Annotated in this window: 14 protein-coding genes; 7 read left to right on the top strand and 7 right to left on the bottom strand. The window is 63.1% G+C overall.

Annotated elements, in window-relative coordinates; translation table 11 throughout:
• The first annotated feature begins 196 nt into the window (after positions 1-196).
• Together LQT98_RS16150 and LQT98_RS16145 are read left to right on the top strand one after the other, a co-directional pair.
• Positions 197-4,129, top strand: coding sequence for a non-ribosomal peptide synthetase (locus tag LQT98_RS16150; RefSeq protein WP_231463534.1), 3,933 nt, complete (start codon positions 197-199; stop codon positions 4,127-4,129).
• Positions 4,113-4,310: an MbtH family protein gene (locus LQT98_RS16145; RefSeq protein ID WP_231463532.1), complete on the top strand. Its 198-nt coding sequence runs from the start codon at positions 4,113-4,115 to the stop codon at positions 4,308-4,310. The genes LQT98_RS16150 and LQT98_RS16145 overlap by 17 nt, the downstream gene beginning before the upstream one ends.
• Before the next feature lie 79 nt (positions 4,311-4,389).
• Here the strand turns inward: LQT98_RS16145 and LQT98_RS16140 are convergent, their stop codons facing one another.
• The 6 genes from LQT98_RS16140 to LQT98_RS16115 form a co-directional block, all read right to left on the bottom strand.
• Complete coding sequence (locus tag LQT98_RS16140) at positions 4,390-4,860, bottom strand: methylated-DNA--[protein]-cysteine S-methyltransferase (RefSeq protein ID WP_231463531.1); 471 nt, start codon at positions 4,858-4,860, stop codon at positions 4,390-4,392.
• A gap of 206 nt (positions 4,861-5,066) precedes the next feature.
• The gene (gene rplS / locus LQT98_RS16135) at positions 5,067-5,435 is read right to left on the bottom strand and encodes a 50S ribosomal protein L19 (protein WP_048411359.1); all 369 of its coding nucleotides are present in this window, start codon (positions 5,433-5,435) and stop codon (positions 5,067-5,069) included.
• A gap of 4 nt (positions 5,436-5,439) precedes the next feature.
• Positions 5,440-6,207, bottom strand: coding sequence for a tRNA (guanosine(37)-N1)-methyltransferase TrmD (trmD, locus tag LQT98_RS16130; protein WP_231463530.1), 768 nt, complete (start codon positions 6,205-6,207; stop codon positions 5,440-5,442).
• Positions 6,207-6,689 (bottom strand): ribosome maturation factor RimM, encoded by a 483-nt coding sequence (gene rimM, locus LQT98_RS16125; protein WP_231463528.1) that lies wholly within the window; start codon positions 6,687-6,689, stop codon positions 6,207-6,209. Before rimM ends, trmD begins: the two co-directional genes overlap by 1 nt.
• 59 nt (positions 6,690-6,748) lie before the next feature.
• Positions 6,749-6,997: a 30S ribosomal protein S16 gene (gene rpsP, locus LQT98_RS16120; protein WP_019102878.1), complete on the bottom strand. Its 249-nt coding sequence runs from the start codon at positions 6,995-6,997 to the stop codon at positions 6,749-6,751.
• 107 nt (positions 6,998-7,104) lie between these two features.
• On the bottom strand, positions 7,105-9,780 hold the full coding sequence (locus tag LQT98_RS16115) for a bifunctional acetate--CoA ligase family protein/GNAT family N-acetyltransferase (protein WP_231463526.1): 2,676 nt from the start codon (positions 9,778-9,780) through the stop codon (positions 7,105-7,107).
• Positions 9,781-10,229: 449 nt separating this feature from the next.
• Between LQT98_RS16115 and nadA the strand changes: the two genes are divergently transcribed.
• The 5 genes from nadA (at position 10,230) to rpoS (ending at position 14,856) form a co-directional block, all read left to right on the top strand.
• Positions 10,230-11,147, top strand: coding sequence for a quinolinate synthase NadA (nadA, locus tag LQT98_RS16110; protein WP_231463524.1), 918 nt, complete (start codon positions 10,230-10,232; stop codon positions 11,145-11,147).
• A gap of 128 nt (positions 11,148-11,275) precedes the next feature.
• Entirely contained in the window at positions 11,276-12,022 is a 747-nt protein-coding gene (gene surE, locus LQT98_RS16105) for a 5'/3'-nucleotidase SurE (protein ID WP_048409315.1), read from the top strand.
• Entirely contained in the window at positions 12,004-12,675 is a 672-nt protein-coding gene (locus tag LQT98_RS16100) for a protein-L-isoaspartate(D-aspartate) O-methyltransferase (protein WP_048409314.1), read from the top strand. Before surE ends, LQT98_RS16100 begins: the two co-directional genes overlap by 19 nt.
• Entirely contained in the window at positions 12,588-13,859 is a 1,272-nt protein-coding gene (locus tag LQT98_RS16095; protein WP_231463522.1) for a peptidoglycan DD-metalloendopeptidase family protein, read from the top strand. The genes LQT98_RS16100 and LQT98_RS16095 overlap by 88 nt, the downstream gene beginning before the upstream one ends.
• Positions 13,860-13,908: 49 nt before the next feature.
• The gene (rpoS, locus tag LQT98_RS16090) at positions 13,909-14,856 is read left to right on the top strand and encodes an RNA polymerase sigma factor RpoS (RefSeq protein WP_048409312.1); all 948 of its coding nucleotides are present in this window, start codon (positions 13,909-13,911) and stop codon (positions 14,854-14,856) included.
• Between the two features lie 48 nt (positions 14,857-14,904).
• Here the strand turns inward: rpoS and LQT98_RS16085 are convergent.
• Positions 14,905-16,670: transglutaminase family protein (locus tag LQT98_RS16085; RefSeq protein WP_231463521.1), on the bottom strand; the 1,766-nt coding region annotated here is incomplete at its 5' end.

Below are 16,670 nucleotides of genomic sequence, written 5' to 3'. Positions count from 1 at the left end.
GGTTCTAAGAAGTAAATACAGCATTAGCTCACCCACCTACAGAAACGACCCGGCAGCAGTGGCCCCCCGCCCTACCGGCAGGGGTCCTATTGCGCTCGATTTTCCGACGCCAGCGCCCAAGACACGCGGCGCCAGCCAGGGTCGATGCGCGGCAACGCACTTGGACTCGCTATATTACATTCGCTAGGAGTGACCCATGAGCAACACACCAGCATTGCGCCATCCGCTGACTTCGTCCCAGGCGGAGGTCTGGCTGGCCCAGACCCTGCTGGGCGACAGTTCAGCCTACAATCTGTCCGACTATATCGAAATCCATGGCCCGGTGGACGCCACCATCTTCGAAGCCGCATTGCGCCAGATGCTGACGGAAACACTCGCTTTAGGCGTCGCGTTCAAAGCTGACGCGCTCGGCGTCAGCCAGCAGCCAATCGAATGGCAATCCTGGCGGCTGCCATGCCTGGACTTCAGCCAGGCCGAGAACCCAAGCGTGGCCGCCGAACAATGGATGCAGCAGGACTGCAATCAGCCTTTCGAGCAGGAAGCCGGCCCGCTGTTTCGCTACGCGCTGCTCAAAATCTCGGAACAACATTATTTCTGGTACCAATGCCTGCCCCATATCGCGATGGACGGCTGGGGCAATGGCTTGTTGGTGCAGCGCGTCGCCCATCTCTATACCGCAATGAGCGAAGGCTGCGAGCCCGCCGCCAGCCCCTTCGGCGACTTTGGCCGCCTGGCGCAAATTGACGCCGACTACCGCGCGTCCAGTGCTTTTCAGGAAGACCGCGCCTTCTGGCTGGAGTATTGCGCGACGCTGCCGCCACCGGCCAGCCTCAGCCCACGTCAGGAGCCTATGCGCGGCCTGAGGCGCCATCGCCTGCGGCTGAGCGGCCCCATTGTCCAGCGCCTGCGCGACAGCGCCAAGACCTTGGCCATTCCACTGCCCCAGTTGCTGATTTCCATCATCGCCGCCTATTTGCAGCGCATCAGCGGTCAACAGGAGCTGAGCATAGGCATCCCGGTCGCCGCGCGCAGCCAGCGCGAGCAACGCGCGATTCCCGGCATGCTGGCCAATGCGTTGCCGATGCGGCTGCAAGTGCGGCCGGACATGACCATCGGCGAAGTCGCGCGTCAGGTCAGCCGCCAGGTCCGCCAAAGCCTGCGCCGCCAACAATACCGCTATGAAGACATGCTGCGCGACCAGCAAGGCCAGACCGGACGCGGCCACCTGTTCACCACCACCATCAATGTGGTGCCCTACGATCACGACCTGCGCTTCGCCGGCCACGGCACCACGCCGCACAACCTCGCCAACGGCCCGGCGGTCGACCTGGGTTTCGACATTTTCGACCGCAGCGACGACAAGGCGCTGGAGATAGGCTTCAACGCCAACGCCGCCCATTACGACGCGCCAGCGCTGGAGCGTCATATGCAGCGCCTGCTGCAACTGATGCGAGCGCTGGGAGATAATCCAACGCAAATGCTGGGCGATATCGAACTGCTCTCCGACGCGGAACGCGAGGCCTTGCTGGCGACCTCGCGCGGTCCCGAACTCGCTGTCGCCGCAGGCACCCTGCCCGCCTTGTTCGAACGTCAAGCCGTCCACGCCGCGCACAGCATCGCGGTCCAGCATGGCGAGCTCAGCATCAACTACGCGGAGCTGAATGCGCAGGCCAACCGGCTGGCCCATCAACTGATCGCCGATGGCGTCGGCCCCGAAGACATCGTCGCCTTCTGCCTGCCGCGCTCGCTGCGACAAGTCGTCGTGCTGCTCGCCATCGCCAAGGCTGGCGCCGCCTACCTGCCGCTGGACCCGCGCTACCCGCCCGAGCGTCTGCGGCTGATGCTGGAAGACGCGCAGCCGCGTCTGTTGTTGAGCGATGGCGACTGGAGCGGCGAGCGGCCGGCCGGCCTTGCGCAGCAGAACCTGGATCAGCCGGAATTCCAGGCCGCGCTCCAGTTGCGCAGCGCCGCCGACCCCGACGACGGCGCACGCCGCGACGCCTTGGGCCCGGCCAATATCGCCTATGTGATCTACACCTCAGGCTCCACCGGTCAGCCCAAGGGCGTACTGGTGTCCCATGCCGGCATCGCCAACCTGGCCGCTTTTCAGAGCACCACACTGGAAGTGGGCCCCGGCAGCCGAGTGCTGCAATTCAGCTCCATCAGCTTCGACGCTTCGTTCTGGGAAATCGCCATGGCGCTGCTGTCCGGCGCCACCCTGGTCATGGCCGATCACGAGGAGCAATTGCCGGGACCGGCGCTGGAACGTCTGCTGCGCCAACAGGAGATCAGCCACCTGACCCTGTCCCCCAGCGCCTTGGCCAATCTGTCGGTGGAAGCGCTGCCACAACAGCTGCGCTTGATCGTGGCCGGCGAGGCTTGCCCACCGGCGCTGGCCGGCCTGTTCGGCCTGCAGCGCAAAATGTTCAACGGCTATGGCCCCACCGAAGCGACGGTTTGCGCCACGCTGAGCCAGCTGGACGGCGACGGCAGCGCCCCGATAGGCACGCCGCTGCCCAATGTGCAGGCCTATGTGCTGGATGCCAAGCTGCAACCGCTGCCGGTCGGCGTTGCCGGCGAGCTGTATATCGCCGGCGTCAGCCTGGCGCGCGGCTATCTGAACCGTCCGGCGCTGACCGCCGAGCGCTTCATCGCCAACCCCTTCGAGCCGGGCGAGCGCATGTACCGCACCGGCGACCTGGCGCGCTGGACCGACGACGGCCGGCTGGAACACCTGGGCCGAGTAGACCAGCAAGTGAAAGTGCGCGGCTTCCGCGTGGAGCTGGGCGAAATCGAAGCCGCGCTGGCGCAGCACCCGACAGTGGCCAGTGCCGCCGTCATCCTGCACCCGCAGCCAAGCGGCTATCAGGCCCTGGCCGCCTATGTCGTGGCCCAGGCCGACGCGCGGGCGGAACCCGCTCAGTTGCGCCAATACCTGGCGCAAATACTGCCGGATTATATGGTGCCCTCGTCGATCACCCTGCTGGACAGCATGCCGCTCAGCCCCAATGGCAAGCTCAACCGCCAGGCGCTGCCCGAGCCTGCGCAAGAAAGCGGCCGCGATTATCGGGCGCCGCGCACGCCGCCGGAGGAAATCCTGTGCGGGCTTTACGCCGAAATCCTCGGCTTGAACGCCGTAGGCATAGACGACAGCTTCTTCGAGCTGGGCGGCCACTCCCTGCTCGCCACCCGGCTGATCAGCCGGATCCGTTCTATTTTCCAGCTTGAGCTCGGCATCCGCAGCCTGTTCGAAGCGCCCAGCGTCGCCGCTCTGGCGCAACGCATCAGCCAGGCACAGCCGGAAAATTCCTTCGCCATCCTGCTGCCGCTGCAACCCAAAGGCGAGCGCGCGCCGCTGTTCTGCATCCACCCCGCCGGCGGCCTGGGCTGGCCCTATGCCGGCCTGATCCGCCACCTTCCCGGCGATCAACCGCTATACGCGCTGCAGGCGCGCAGCCTGTCGCAGATGGAAACCCGTCCAGAGTCGGTGGACGAAATGGCGGCCGACTACCTGCGCCAGATTCGCGCGGTCCAGCCCCAGGGTCCCTATCATCTGCTCGGCTGGTCCTTCGGTGGCCATATCGCCCATGCGATGGCCATCTTGCTGCAGCAGCAAGGCGAACGGGTGGCGCTGCTGTCCATGCTGGACAATTACCCCCAGCCCTCGCGCCTGTTCCAGCCGGAAAACCAGATCATCCAGCAGCGGCTGATGAGCGCGCTGTCGGACGGCGCGGTGGCGCCGGGCGAAGACTACGTGGCGCGCGTGCGCGAACATCTGGGCATGTCAGGTCTGGACGCCGGCCTGTTCGACGCCATCCTGCGCGAATTCAAGGCCGCGCCGGTCTTGATGAACGCCCACGACTTCCAGTGCTTTGACGGTGATCTGCTGTTCTTCCGCGCTAGCGAGGACCCACTGCGCGATGAGTTCCAGACGCCGGAAGCGTGGCAGGCCCATATCGGCGGCGACATCGTCGTCCATGCCATCGCCTGCCTGCATGAAAAAATCATGCGCCCGGAAGCGCTGACTCACATCGGCCCGGTGCTGGCCGCAGCGCTGCGCCAGGCTCAGGAAGCCGCCAATCCTCATCCACCCCAGAACCAGGAGCCCAATGATGTCGAACTTGTTTGATTTGCCGGACGGCGAATTCATGGTATTGCGCAACCAGCAGGGCAGTCACTCGCTCTGGCCAGGCGCGATCGCCGTCCCCGCCGGCTGGAGCGTCGCGCATGGCCCCGCGCCGCGCCAGGATTGCACCCGCTATATCGAGACCAGCTGGCGCGATATGCGGCCGGAGCACATTGCAGCCTGATGCCGGCTCGGAATTCCGCCGATGACTCGCAAAAAAAGCGCAAGACGATGTCTTGCGCTTTTTCCTGAGCCCCCAAGCTTCAGCCGAACTCGAACTCATGCGCCAGCAACCACTGCTTGATGTCCACCGTCTCCCGCCCCAGGGAACGATTGAACCCACCCAAACTATTACGCGCCACCACGCGGTGACAGGGCACGATGATGGGCACCGGGTTGCGGCCGCAGGCATTGCCCACCGCCCGCGCCGACGACGCCAACGCCGTGGCGATATCCTGATAACGCAAGGTTTGGCCGCTGGGTATCTGCGCGATGGCGTGCCATACCTGCAACTGGTGCTCGCTGCCCGACAAACGGTACGGCACGCTGAAATGGAAGCGAGGGTCCGCGTAATAGGCGTCCAGTTGCTGGACGAGCTCCCGCTCCAGGCTGCCCGGAGCCGGCGGCAACAGCGGCTGGCGCTGGGCCAGAAACTCCAGCCGCAGCAAAAAGCCGTCCCGGCATACCATGCCCAATTGCCCGAACGGCGCGTCGATCACCGCAGAATAATCCATGCCGCCTCCGCCATCATGCCAAGAATCCACTCACAGTCTAGTGAAGCAGTACGACGCAAGGCGTTTGTATCGCCCGCTGCGTGAACCAGCGCTTATCGCTCAAGGTGTGTGGGACGCTCAGCCAACTTTGAACCGCCAAGAAAAAAGCGCAAGGCATCGCCTTGCGCTTTGAACTGTCATCAGGTCCAGGCCTGACTCGGCCAGGCTTAGCCTTGCTTGCGAGCCGGCAGCTTTTCCTTGATGCGTGCGGATTTGCCGGTACGGCCGCGCAGGTAGTACAGCTTGGCGCGACGCACGTCACCGCGGCGCTTCACTTCAACGGAAGCCACCAGCGGGGAGTAGGTCTGGAAAGTACGCTCAACACCTTCACCAGCGGACATCTTGCGCACGGTGAAAGCGCTGTTCAGGCCTGCGTTCTTCTTGGCGATAACCACGCCTTCGTAAGCCTGCAGACGTTCGCGGTTGCCTTCCTTAACCTTTACCTGCACCACAACGGTGTCGCCCGGAGCGAATTCCGGCAGGGTTTTGCCCAGGCGGGCGATTTCTTCTTGCTCGAGTTTCTGGATCAGATCCATGAGATTACTCCTGGTTTTTCTGGAGATCTTGTTCCTGCTGGTACTCCGCCAGCAGCCGAGATTCCTGTTTTGTCAAAACGCGGCCTTGCAGCAAATCCGGGCGACGTTGCATCGTCCTGCCCAGAGCCTGTTTCAGCCGCCATTTAGCGATCAGCGCATGATTACCGGACAACAGCACATCCGGCACCCGCATGCCCTGATAGTCTTCGGGTCGGGTATAGTGCGGACAATCAAGAAGCCCGTCCACAAATGAATCTTCGTAAGCCGACTGAACATCGTTCAGCACGCCCGGCAGCAAACGCACCACCGCGTCCATCAGCACCATCGCCGGCAGCTCGCCGCCGGACAACACGTAGTCGCCGATGGAAATCTCCTCGTCGACCTCGCGCTGGATCAATCTTTCATCCACGCCTTCGTAACGGCCACACAGCAGGATCAGGCCCGGCTGCTGCGACAGTTGCTCCGCTTTCGCGTGCGTCAAAGGGCGGCCTTGCGGCGAAAGATAAATCACATGGCTGCGCTCGGCGCCGGCTTGCGCCTGCCTGGCCCTGGCCGCCGCGATGGACTGCGCCAGAGGCTCGATCTGCATCACCATGCCGGGGCCGCCGCCGTAAGGACGGTCGTCTACCCGGCGGTAGTTGTCATGCGTGAAATCGCGAGGATTCCAGGCCTGAAACCCCCAGATGCCCAAGTCAAGCGCCCGCTGGCTGACGCCAAAGCGGGCGATGGAATCGAACATCTCCGGAAACAGCGTTACCGCGTCGATCTGCATCAGTAGTCCAGACCCCAGTCCACCTGGATCTTGCCAGCGGCAAGCTGGACTTCCAGCACATACTGATCCACAAACGGAATCATGCGCTGCGCGTCCGCGCCCTGCACCACCAGCACATCGTGCGCGCCGGTTTCCATCAGCTCGCTCACCTTGCCCAGCGTTTCGCCTTGCAGATTGACGACTTCCAGACCGATCAGATCGGCCCAGTAGTATTCGCCCTCTTCGGCGGCGGGCAATTCAGCGCGCGGAATGGCAATTTGCTTGCCGCGCAACGCTTCCGCGCCATCACGGTCTTCCACGCCTTCCAGCTTGGCGACCAGCGCCTTGGGCTGGAGAGCGCCATTTTCAAATGTGTACGGCTTCCAGTCGTTCTCCTGACCCAGCCACCAGACCGGGTAGTCGAACAAACCGTCAGCGTATTCGGTGTCGGCCTGGATCTTGATCCAGCCCTTGACACCAAAGGCGCCACGCACAAACCCCATTAATACGAGATCTTCCTTGCGCATGCGCCTAGTCCGTCCGATATGAAATCAACGAACGCTTAGGCAGCGGCCTTCTGCTCTTTCAGCAGCTTGGCAACAGCGTCGGAAACTTGAGCGCCAACACCTACCCAGTGGTTCAGGCGGTCCATGGTGAAACGGACGCGCTCTTGCTTCTCATTGGCAACCGGGTTGTAGAAGCCAACGCGCTCGATGAAGCGACCGTCACGACGGTTACGGGAATCGGTCACCACGATGTTGTAGAACGGACGGTTCTTGGCGCCGCCACGTGCCAGACGAATCACTACCATTGTCGATTGTCCTTGAATAAAAACGGTATGTAGAAAAGCCCACGATTTTAGGTCAGTTTTCCCTTATCTTGCAAGCGCTTAATGCAAGACGGCTGTCAAGCCCACCGTTACAGGCTCTTGGACACCATGGTCAGAGCCCGGTCTTCCGGGTGCGGCTCCACTGAAAATCCCAGTTTATGCATCAATTTCAGCATGCCTTTATTGCCGGCCAGCACCTCGCCACGCATCACTTTCAAGCCCTGCTCCCGCGCCGCGTCGAACAAGGCGCTCATCAATAGATAGCCTATGCCCTTGCCCTGCCAGCGGTCCGCCACCTCCAGCGCGAACTCGCAGCCCTCGTTGTCCGGATCGGTGATGAAGCGCGCCACCGCCAGCATCTCCTCGCCGTCCTTGTGCTCGCGCGTCATTGCCAGCGCCATCTCGCGGTCGTAGTCCAGCTGAGTGAAGCGCACCAACATGCTTTGCGACAATTGCTTGATGCTGGACAAGTAGCGGTTGTAGCGGCTTTCTTCAGACAGATTGCGCACGAACTCCTGTTGCATATCCGCATCTTCCGGACGCACCGGACGCACCATCACATTGGTGCCGTCATTCAATTTGGCGCACACCACCATGTGACTGGGGTAAGGCATGATCGCCATATGGCCGTAGCGCTTCAAGTCCGGCCGCGGCGGACACACGATGATGCGGGCGTCCAGCGCGATCACGCCCTGCTCGTCGGCGATCAGCGGATTGATGTCCATTTCGCGCAACTCCGGCAGCTCGCACACCATCTCCGACACATGCAGCAGCACATCCGCCAGCTCGTCCTGATCCACCGCCGGCAGGTTCTTGAACGCGCCCAGCAATTGGCCGATGCGGGTATGGCGGATCATGCTGGCCACCAGATAGTCGTTGAGCGGCGGCAGGGACAGCGCGCGGTCGTGCATCACTTCCACCGCGATGCCGCCGGCGCCGAAAGTGATCACCGGGCCAAAGGCCTCGTCGTGGGTGACGCCCACCATCACTTCGCGCGCGAAGCGGCGCTTGCGCATCGGCTGCACCGACACCCCGTCGATGCGCGCCTCCGGCCGCGCCTGTCGAGTGCGGCGGATGATGCCGTCGAAGGCCTCGCGCAATGTCGCCTCATTGCTGATGTTCAGTTCCACGCCGCCAACATCGGACTTATAAATGATGTCCGGCGAATCTATTTTCAGCACCACCGGATAGCCGATCTTGTCGGCCAGCTTCACCGCCTCGTGCGCGGAGCGCGCCAGCTTGGTCGGATTGACCGGGATATGAAAAGCGGCCAACACCTCCTTGGATTCGCGCTCGGACAGAATCTCGCGGCCGTCCTTCGCCGCCGCGGCGATGACCTTGCGTGCCTTGGCCACGTCGGGATCGGCGCGCTTGCCCTCCAGCGGCCCCGGCGTCTGCAGCAGCAATTGCTGGTTGCGTTGATAGGCCGCCAGATTGCGGAACACCTCAATGCCGTATTCCGGCGCGCGGAAATGCGCGCACTTGGCCTTGGAGAACAGCTCGCGGCTCTCCGACACCTTGGCATCGCCCAGCCAGGACAAGAACAGCGGCTTGCTGCTCTCGCGCTGCAAGCCGATCATCAATTGCGCCGTGGTCAGATGATCAGTGCCAGCCTGCGGCGTGAAGATCACCATCACGCCATCCACATTGGGGTCGTCCAGACAGGCTTTCACCGCGGTGCGGAAACGCGCCGGACTGGCGTCGCCTATGATGTCCAGCGGATTGCCGCGTGACCAATTGCGCGGCAGCACCCCATTGAGCAACTCCAGCGTGTCATCGGACAGCTTGGCCAGCTCGACCCTATTGGAATAGGCGCTGTCGGCGGCCAGCACGCCTGGGCCGATGCCGTTGGTGACGATGGCCAAGCGCTTGCCGCCCACCCGGTAATTGGCGGCCAGCACCTTGGCCGCGGTGAACAATTGGGCGATGGTGTCCACGCGCAGTACGCCGGCGCGCGCTAGCGCGGCGTCGAACACATCGCCGCTTTCCACCAGATTGCTGGAGTGCGTAACCCCGGTGACCGCGTCTTCGTAGCGGCCGGACTTGATCACCACCACCGGCTTGGTGCGCGCCGCCGCGCGCAAGGCCGACATAAAGCGGCGCGCGTCGTGAATGTGGTGGACATGCAACAAGATGCCCTGGGTGAAATTGTCCGCCACCAGGTAATCCAGAATTTCGCCGAAACCGACATCCAGCGCATTGCCCACCGAAATCACGCTGGAAAAGCCTATGCCCTTGCTGTCCGCCCAATCCAGCATCGCCGTGCACAAGGCGGATGACTGCGACACCAGCGCCAGATTGCCCGGCCTGACCTTGCTGGTGTAATTGCTGGCGTTGAAGCCCGCCACCGGCCGCATCAGGCCCAGCACATTGGGCCCCAGGATGCGGATGCCGAAATGGCGGCTGATCGACAGCGTCTCGTTGATGATCTCGCGCTCCAGCTGCTCGCTGTCGGCGAACTCCTTGGCCAGCAGCACCGCCTTGATGCCCTTCTTGCCGCAATCCTTCATGATGGCCGGCAGAGTCCGGGTCGCCGTCACCACCACCGCGATATCCACCGGCTCATTGATCTGGCGCACCGAGGCCACGGCGGGAATCCCGGCCACCACCTTGTGATTGAGGTTGACCGGGAACAGCTTGCCCTGGAAGTTGCCCGCCAGCAGATTGGCGAACACCGCCTGCCCTATTGAGCCCGGCGTGTCGCTGGCGCCGACCACGGCAACGCTGCGCGGCGAAAACAACGGAGTCAGGTAATGCGGCCTCATTAGATGCTCATCCTTGGAAATAGTGATAACCGGCGCAAGGCCGGCGCTGCGCGCGCAAAGCCCGTCCTCCCTGTCCCGGCCAAAGCCCCATCATGCCGGCGGGATCTCAAGCCCATCTTGACCTCAGGCAAGCCCGAGTTTATCCCTTAGAACCTGTTTACGATCTGCTGCGCGTCGGCGATACGGCGTTGAAACCGAGCTCAAAATGCTCATGTACCACCTATACATTCCGCTTTTTCACTCGTTTTCGCCTTGTCTCGCCTTAGCTCGCGAGATCGTAAACACGTTCTTCGCGCCGTCAGGCGATGCCTGCGCGAATGGACTGGCGCGGACACTACAATATTGTTAACCTTTATTGTTTAGCAATAGCTCTTTACTGCACCGCACAAAGTCGCCATGCGCTCCTCTCGGAAAAGAAGGAAGGGAATGGCGGCGGGAGTCGATCCATCATGACGAAACGCGTCGTCACGCTTGCCCATTACTATACCCAACCCGAAATCCAGCAGATGGCCGACAAGGTTGGCGACAGCCTGGAGCTTTCTTTGTACGCCAAGGAAGCCAATGCCGACATCATCGTGTTCGCCGGCGTTCGCTTCATGGCCGAAACCGCGAAGATACTCAACCCCCAGGCAGAAGTGATCCTGCCCGACGCCGGCTCCACCTGTTCGCTGGTGACCCAGACCGACGTGGCCGCGCTGGCCAAATGGCGCAAACAACACCCCGATCACGTACACGTTTCCTATATCAACTCCAGCGCCGAGCATAAAGCGCTGTCCGACTGGATCGTCACCAGCCGCAACGTCGACGACATCATTGCCCACCTGTACGCCGAAGGCAAAAAAGTGATCTTCTCGCCGGACCGCAATATGGGCGGCTACCTCAACTACCAATACGGCTACGACATGCCGCTGTGGTCGGCCGTGTGCGAAGTGCACGACAAATTCAATGAAGCGGCGCTGGACGAAGCCTTTGCCGCCGCCGGCGCCGAGAAATACCTGATTGCCCACCCGGAAAGCCCGCTGCCGGTGCTGAAGAAAGCCGACTACGTCGGCTCTACCTCCGGCATGCTCAACTGGGTCAAACAGTTTGACGGCAGCCCCGACGCGGTGATCTTCGTCGCCACCGAGGACGGCATTCTTTACAATATGGGCCTGGCGCGCCCGGACCTGGACTTGCGCCAGGCTCCGATCTACGCCGGCTGCCAATGCAACTCCTGTCCTTATATGAAGATGAACAGCGTGGCGGCGGTCAAGCGCGCCCAGCAAGGCGAGGGCCTGCGCATAGATTATCTGAGCCCGCAGCAGATGGACGCGGCGCGGCTGCCGATCGAGCGCATGCTGGAATTCAGCCAGCGTTACTACGCCTGAGCCACCGCCAAACCCGCCCACCGGCGGGTTTTGTTTGTCAGCCGCCGACGCCGGACTTTTCCGCGTCATCGATGCGGCGCTACAATCAGCCCACCCTGTATGCCGGCCCCCTATACAAGAAAGACAGCATGAAGTTTCTCATCAGCAATGACGACGGATATTTCGCCCCCGGACTGGCCATGTTGGCGCAGACCCTGTCCCGGCACGGCGATGTCGTCGTCGTCGCGCCGGAACGGGACCGCAGCGGAGCCAGCAACTCCTTGACGCTGGATCGTCCGCTGACCGTGCGCACCGCCGCCAGCGGCTTCCATTACGTCAACGGCACGCCCACCGACTGCGTGCACCTCGCCGTCACCGGCCTGCTCGACTTCAAGCCGGACATGGTGTTCAGCGGCATCAACCACGGCCCCAACCTCGGCGACGACACGCTCTACTCCGGCACCGTGGCCGCCGCGACCGAAGGTTTCATGCTGGGCATCCCCTCGGTCGCGGTTTCGCTGGCCGGCTATAGCGGTCAGCACTTCGCCAGCGCCGCCGTGGTGGTGGATCAATTGGTGGAACGCTGCAAACGGACGCCGTTTCGCGAGCCGGTGCTGCTCAACGTCAACGTGCCCGACATCGCGCCGGAAGCGCTGGGCCAACTGACGGTGACCCGCCTTGGCCGCCGCCACTGCGCGCAGCCGGTGATCAAATCTCAGAATCCACGCGGCGAGACGATATACTGGGTGGGACCGGTCGGCAATGTACAGGATGCCGGCGCGGGCACGGACTTCGGCGCGCTGGCCAACAACGATATTTCGGTGACGCCGCTGATGCTGGATCTAACCGCCTATGGCCAACTGGACGGAATCAAGACATGGCTACACCACAGCTGACGCCGGGCCAACCGGCCTACGGCATGCTTTCCGACCGCACCCGCCGCCGCATGGTCGAACGGCTGCGCCAAAACGGCGTGGCCGACGAACGCGTGCTGAGCGCGATGTCGGAAGTGCCGCGTCACCTGTTTGTCGACCAAGCGCTGGCCACGCGGGCCTATGACGACGTCTCGCTGCCGATAGGCCATGGACAGACCATCTCCCAGCCCTTCACCGTGGCGCGGATGACGGAAATTCTGCTGAACGGCAAGGCGCCGGGCAAGGTGCTGGAAATCGGCACTGGCTGCGGTTATCAAACCGCGGTGCTGCTGAAAACCGGCGCTGAGGTCTATTCGATTGAACGCTTGGGTGTCATTCTTGACAAAGCCAGACGCAATTTGCGCGCCGCCAAGCAAGTGCATGCCCGCCTGGTGCATGGCGACGGTCATTTCGGCCTGGCCGAAGCCGCCCCTTTCGACGGTATCATCATGACTGCCGCCGCGCGCAACATCCCCCAGGCCCTGGTTGAACAGCTCAGCGACGGCGGCCGCATGATCATGCCGATAGGCGAAGAGGAACAGTACTTGTGGCTGATAGAGAAAACCGCGCAAGGCCTGCAGAAAAGCCGGCTGGACCCGGTGAAATTCGTACCCTTGCTTGCCGGGCGCAGTTAAAACTGCAAAAACACAACAGTTTCTTTGTCCGACAATTTATCAAATCACTTAAACAGACTATAAAAAACAAAAGTATGCTAAAAATGCATTGCAGCTATGCATATATATTCACGGCTTCGATCGGCATCGCCCTGAGCGGATGCACCAGCATCGCCCAACAAGCGGCCCCAGTGGAAAGCGGTGCGTCGGCCGCCACGCATAGCGCGCCGTCCCCCGCGCCGGTTTCCACACCTGCGGCAACGGGCGGCGGTGCCGCGGTAGCAACGCCGTACCAGGATAACGGAGGAGTGTCCGCCGCGCCGATAGGCTCCGCCACGGCGGCAGGCGTGACAGCAAAAGAAAAGACCCATGTGGTCCAGCCGGGGGAGAACCTGTTCCGCATCTCCTTGAATAACGGCTTGAAATACAAGGATGTTGCCGAGTGGAACAAGCTGCCGGACAACAATATCAAAGTAGGACAGGTATTGCGTTTGACGCCTCCCGGCAGCGATACCGCCGTGGCAGCGCCGGCCGCCGGCGCCAGCCAGCCGGCCACAACCCCGGCTCAGCCCAGCGCGCCGGTAGAGAGCGCCACCAACCGTCAAGGCGGGATCAAGACCTACCCCAAGGCCTTGAAACTGCCGTATAGCGCAGAAGCAGCAAAATCCCTGTCCGCTCAGAGCGAGGGCGGACCGGGCAACAACAAGAACGCTCAAGCCCCGATCAACTCCGCCAGTACGGCGGCGGCAAGCGCTCCGGCCAAGGCTGAAGCGCCGGCAGCAACAACGCCCAGCGCCAAGCCGGAGGCCAGCAAGCCCGCGGCGAAGGCCGACGAGGACGCGGTGCCGTGGCTGTGGCCGACCGAAGGCAAGATGATCAAGGGCTATTCCGACAGCAGCAAGGGCATAGACATCAGCGGCCGCAACGGTCAGCCGGTGCTGGCGGCGGGGGATGGCAAAGTGGTGTACAGCGGCACCGGCCTGCGTGGCTATGGCAAGCTGATCATCATCAAGCACAACAAATCCTTCCTGTCCGCCTACGCCCACAACAGTCAGTTGCTCGTAAAGGAGGGCCAGTCTGTCAAGCGAGGGCAGAAGATTGCCGAAATGGGCAATTCCGACGCCGACCAAGTGAAACTGCACTTTGAGATCCGCCGCTTCGGCAAGCCGGTGGACCCGATGCAGTACCTTGACCATAAGTCCTGACGGGCGGCCGGGGCCCCCGTCCAGGATCAGAAAGAGACGGGGGTAGAACATGAGTAGCGAACTCGACATTCTCGAAGAGCAAGAAATTCTCGATGAGGACAGCAATGAGGAAGCCGTTGCCGAAGTGGAGGCAGAGGAAGTCGGCGAAGCGCAGCCGGTATACGAAGAAGTTGCCGACGTCACCCAAATCTACCTCAACGATATCGGCAACAATGCCCTGCTGACGCCGCAGGAAGAACTGGCGCTGGCCCGCCGCGTGGTGGCCGGCGAGTTCGAAGCGCGGCAGAAGATGATCGAACACAATCTGCGGCTGGTGGTGAACATCGCCAAGCACTATATCAACCGCGGACTGGCGCTGCTGGATCTGATCGAGGAAGGCAATATCGGTCTGATGCACGCGCTTGAAAAGTTCGACCCCGAGCGCGGTTTCCGCTTCTCCACCTATGCCACCTGGTGGATACGCCAGAGCATAGAACGCGCGATCATGAACCAGTCGCGCACCATCCGCCTGCCGGTGCACGTGATCAAGGAGCTCAACGTCTATCTGCGCGCGTCGCGCCATCTGGAAAGCCAGATCGGCCGCGAGCCAACGCTGGACGAGATCGCTCACCTGGTTGGCAAGCCGGTGGACGATGTGCGCAAGGTGATGAACCTGAACGAGCGCATGGCCTCGCTGGACGCGCCGCTGGACATCGACCCCATGCTGTCGATTGGCGAATCCATCCCCGACGAGCAGCATGACGAGCCGGAAATCCAGCTGCACAACAGCCAGCTCGAACACTTCGTCCACGACTGGCTGGGCCAGTTGAACGAAAAGCAGAAGCTGGTGATCGAGCGCCGCTATGGTCTGAACGGCTATGAAATCTGCACGCTGGAAGAGCTAGCCGCCGCGCTGAGCCTGACCCGCGAGCGGGTGCGCCAGATCCAGATCGAAGGACTGGAGCAACTGCGCCGCATCCTGCGCCGCAAGGGAATCTCCAAGGACTTCCTGTTGTAGCGAGCGGCGGCGTCAGTCCCTACAGCCCCCGGCACACCGGGGGCTTCGTTATTTGCGCGCCAGCCGAAAACGACGACTGCGACGCAACCATTCCCGCTGCCGGGCTTCCGCGCTGTCCCGCGCGCGATAGCGCAAGGCAACGTATTCCTGCACCAAGGCCTTCAACTGCCGGTACTCCGCCTCCGCCAGCCGGGGCTTGGCGCTACGCAGCAGTTCCAGCGGGCCGTCGCAAGGCCCGACCGCGACCCGCCGACGCTGCAGCTGCGCCAGCAGCAGCCGCCAGCCCTGCGCCATCGGCTCTTCGTTCAAACCTCGGCGCCACCACCACCAGAGCAGCGGCAGGCAGGCCAGCGCCAGTCCATACAGCAAGGCCCGTAACACGCTGCCCACGCTGACGCTCTCGCCCAGCCCCAGACGCTGGAACAGGTTTTGCTGACGCGCCGCATCGTAGCCCACCACCCATTGCTGCCAGGCAAAACCGGCCGCCTGCCAGTTCTGACGCAAATTGCGCAGCCATGCCGGCGGCAGGCCGGCCAGCCCCTGCTCGCGCAAGGCTGGCACGCTTTGCTCGGCGCCATCCGCCAGCCGCAGCGGCGCCACCGCGCTGGTGGGGTCGACGCGCAGCCATTGCCCGCTATCCGCCAGCCAGATTTCGACCCAGGCGTGCGCATCCGACGATTTGACCTGCCAGAAACGCCCCACCGGATTGTATTCCCCACCCTGATAGCCGACGACGATGCGCGCCGGCAGGCCCGCGGCGCGCGCCATGAAGGCCAGCGCCGAAGCATAGTGCTCGCAAAAGCCCTGGCGGCTGGCAAACAGGAATTGATCGATGCCGTCTTGCTGATCCAGCAAGGGCGGACTCAAGGTATAACGGAAACCTTGGCTGCGGAACGCTTGCAGCGCCTGACGCACGAATGCGCGCGATCCGCCGGCCGCCAGCTCGCGCGCCCAGGCGCGCGCGCGCGGATTGCCCGGCGGCAAGCGCTGGTAGAACGCCTGTTCCCCGGCGGGCAGCGCCGACGCATAAACCCCGCCGACACGGCTGGCGGCCTGAAAGCGCAGGGTCTTGTTTTCCTTGCTGTCACCACGCAATAGCAAGCCGTAGCGCTGCCGCGCATCCTCATCGTCCGGCTGCGGCACATCCAGCGCCGGCAAACGCCCCTTGTCCGGCTCCAACGTAATCGCATACGCGACGACGGCGCCGCCGCTCAAACGCTCGCCGCCCCGCGCCGGAGGCTCGCCGCTGGCGCGCCAACTGCTGCCGTCGAAACGGTCCAGCAGCATTACTCGCCAGTACATCTCCGCCCGCGGCGGTGGCGCCTGTTCGAACACCGCGGCGAATGCCGGCTCCTGACTCAGGATCAGCCGGCTGACGCTGCCGGGTTCCAGGCTATCGCCCAGGCCGCTGACCGCCTGCCGCCCCGGCGCGCTGGGCATGCTCCACAAAGGGCCGGATAGCCGCGGCATGATCACGAACAAGACCAGCATCAAGGGCAAGGCCAAACCCAGCGCCGACGCGGCCGAGCGCAGGCTACCGCGCCACGGCGCGCCTTCCAGCGCCGCCATCGCGCCGGTCAGCGCCAGCAGGCTCAAGGCCAGCCAGACCGCCGCCGCCGGCGACTGATCGAACAATAGCGGCATCGCGACCAGAAACACACCCAGCGCGATCAACACCCGCCAATCCCGCAGCCGCTCACACTCCAGCGCCTTGAAGCCCAGCAGCACCAGCAGAATGCTGCCCCCCCCCTCCCGCCCCACCAGCGTGCCCAGGCTGCGCCAGCACAACCAGCCCGCCAACGCCAGCGCGGGCA

The organism is Chromobacterium aquaticum, from assembly GCF_021129195.1.
Classification (GTDB): domain Bacteria; phylum Pseudomonadota; class Gammaproteobacteria; order Burkholderiales; family Chromobacteriaceae; genus Chromobacterium; species Chromobacterium aquaticum.
This window is presented reverse-complemented; position numbering and strand designations above follow the sequence as displayed.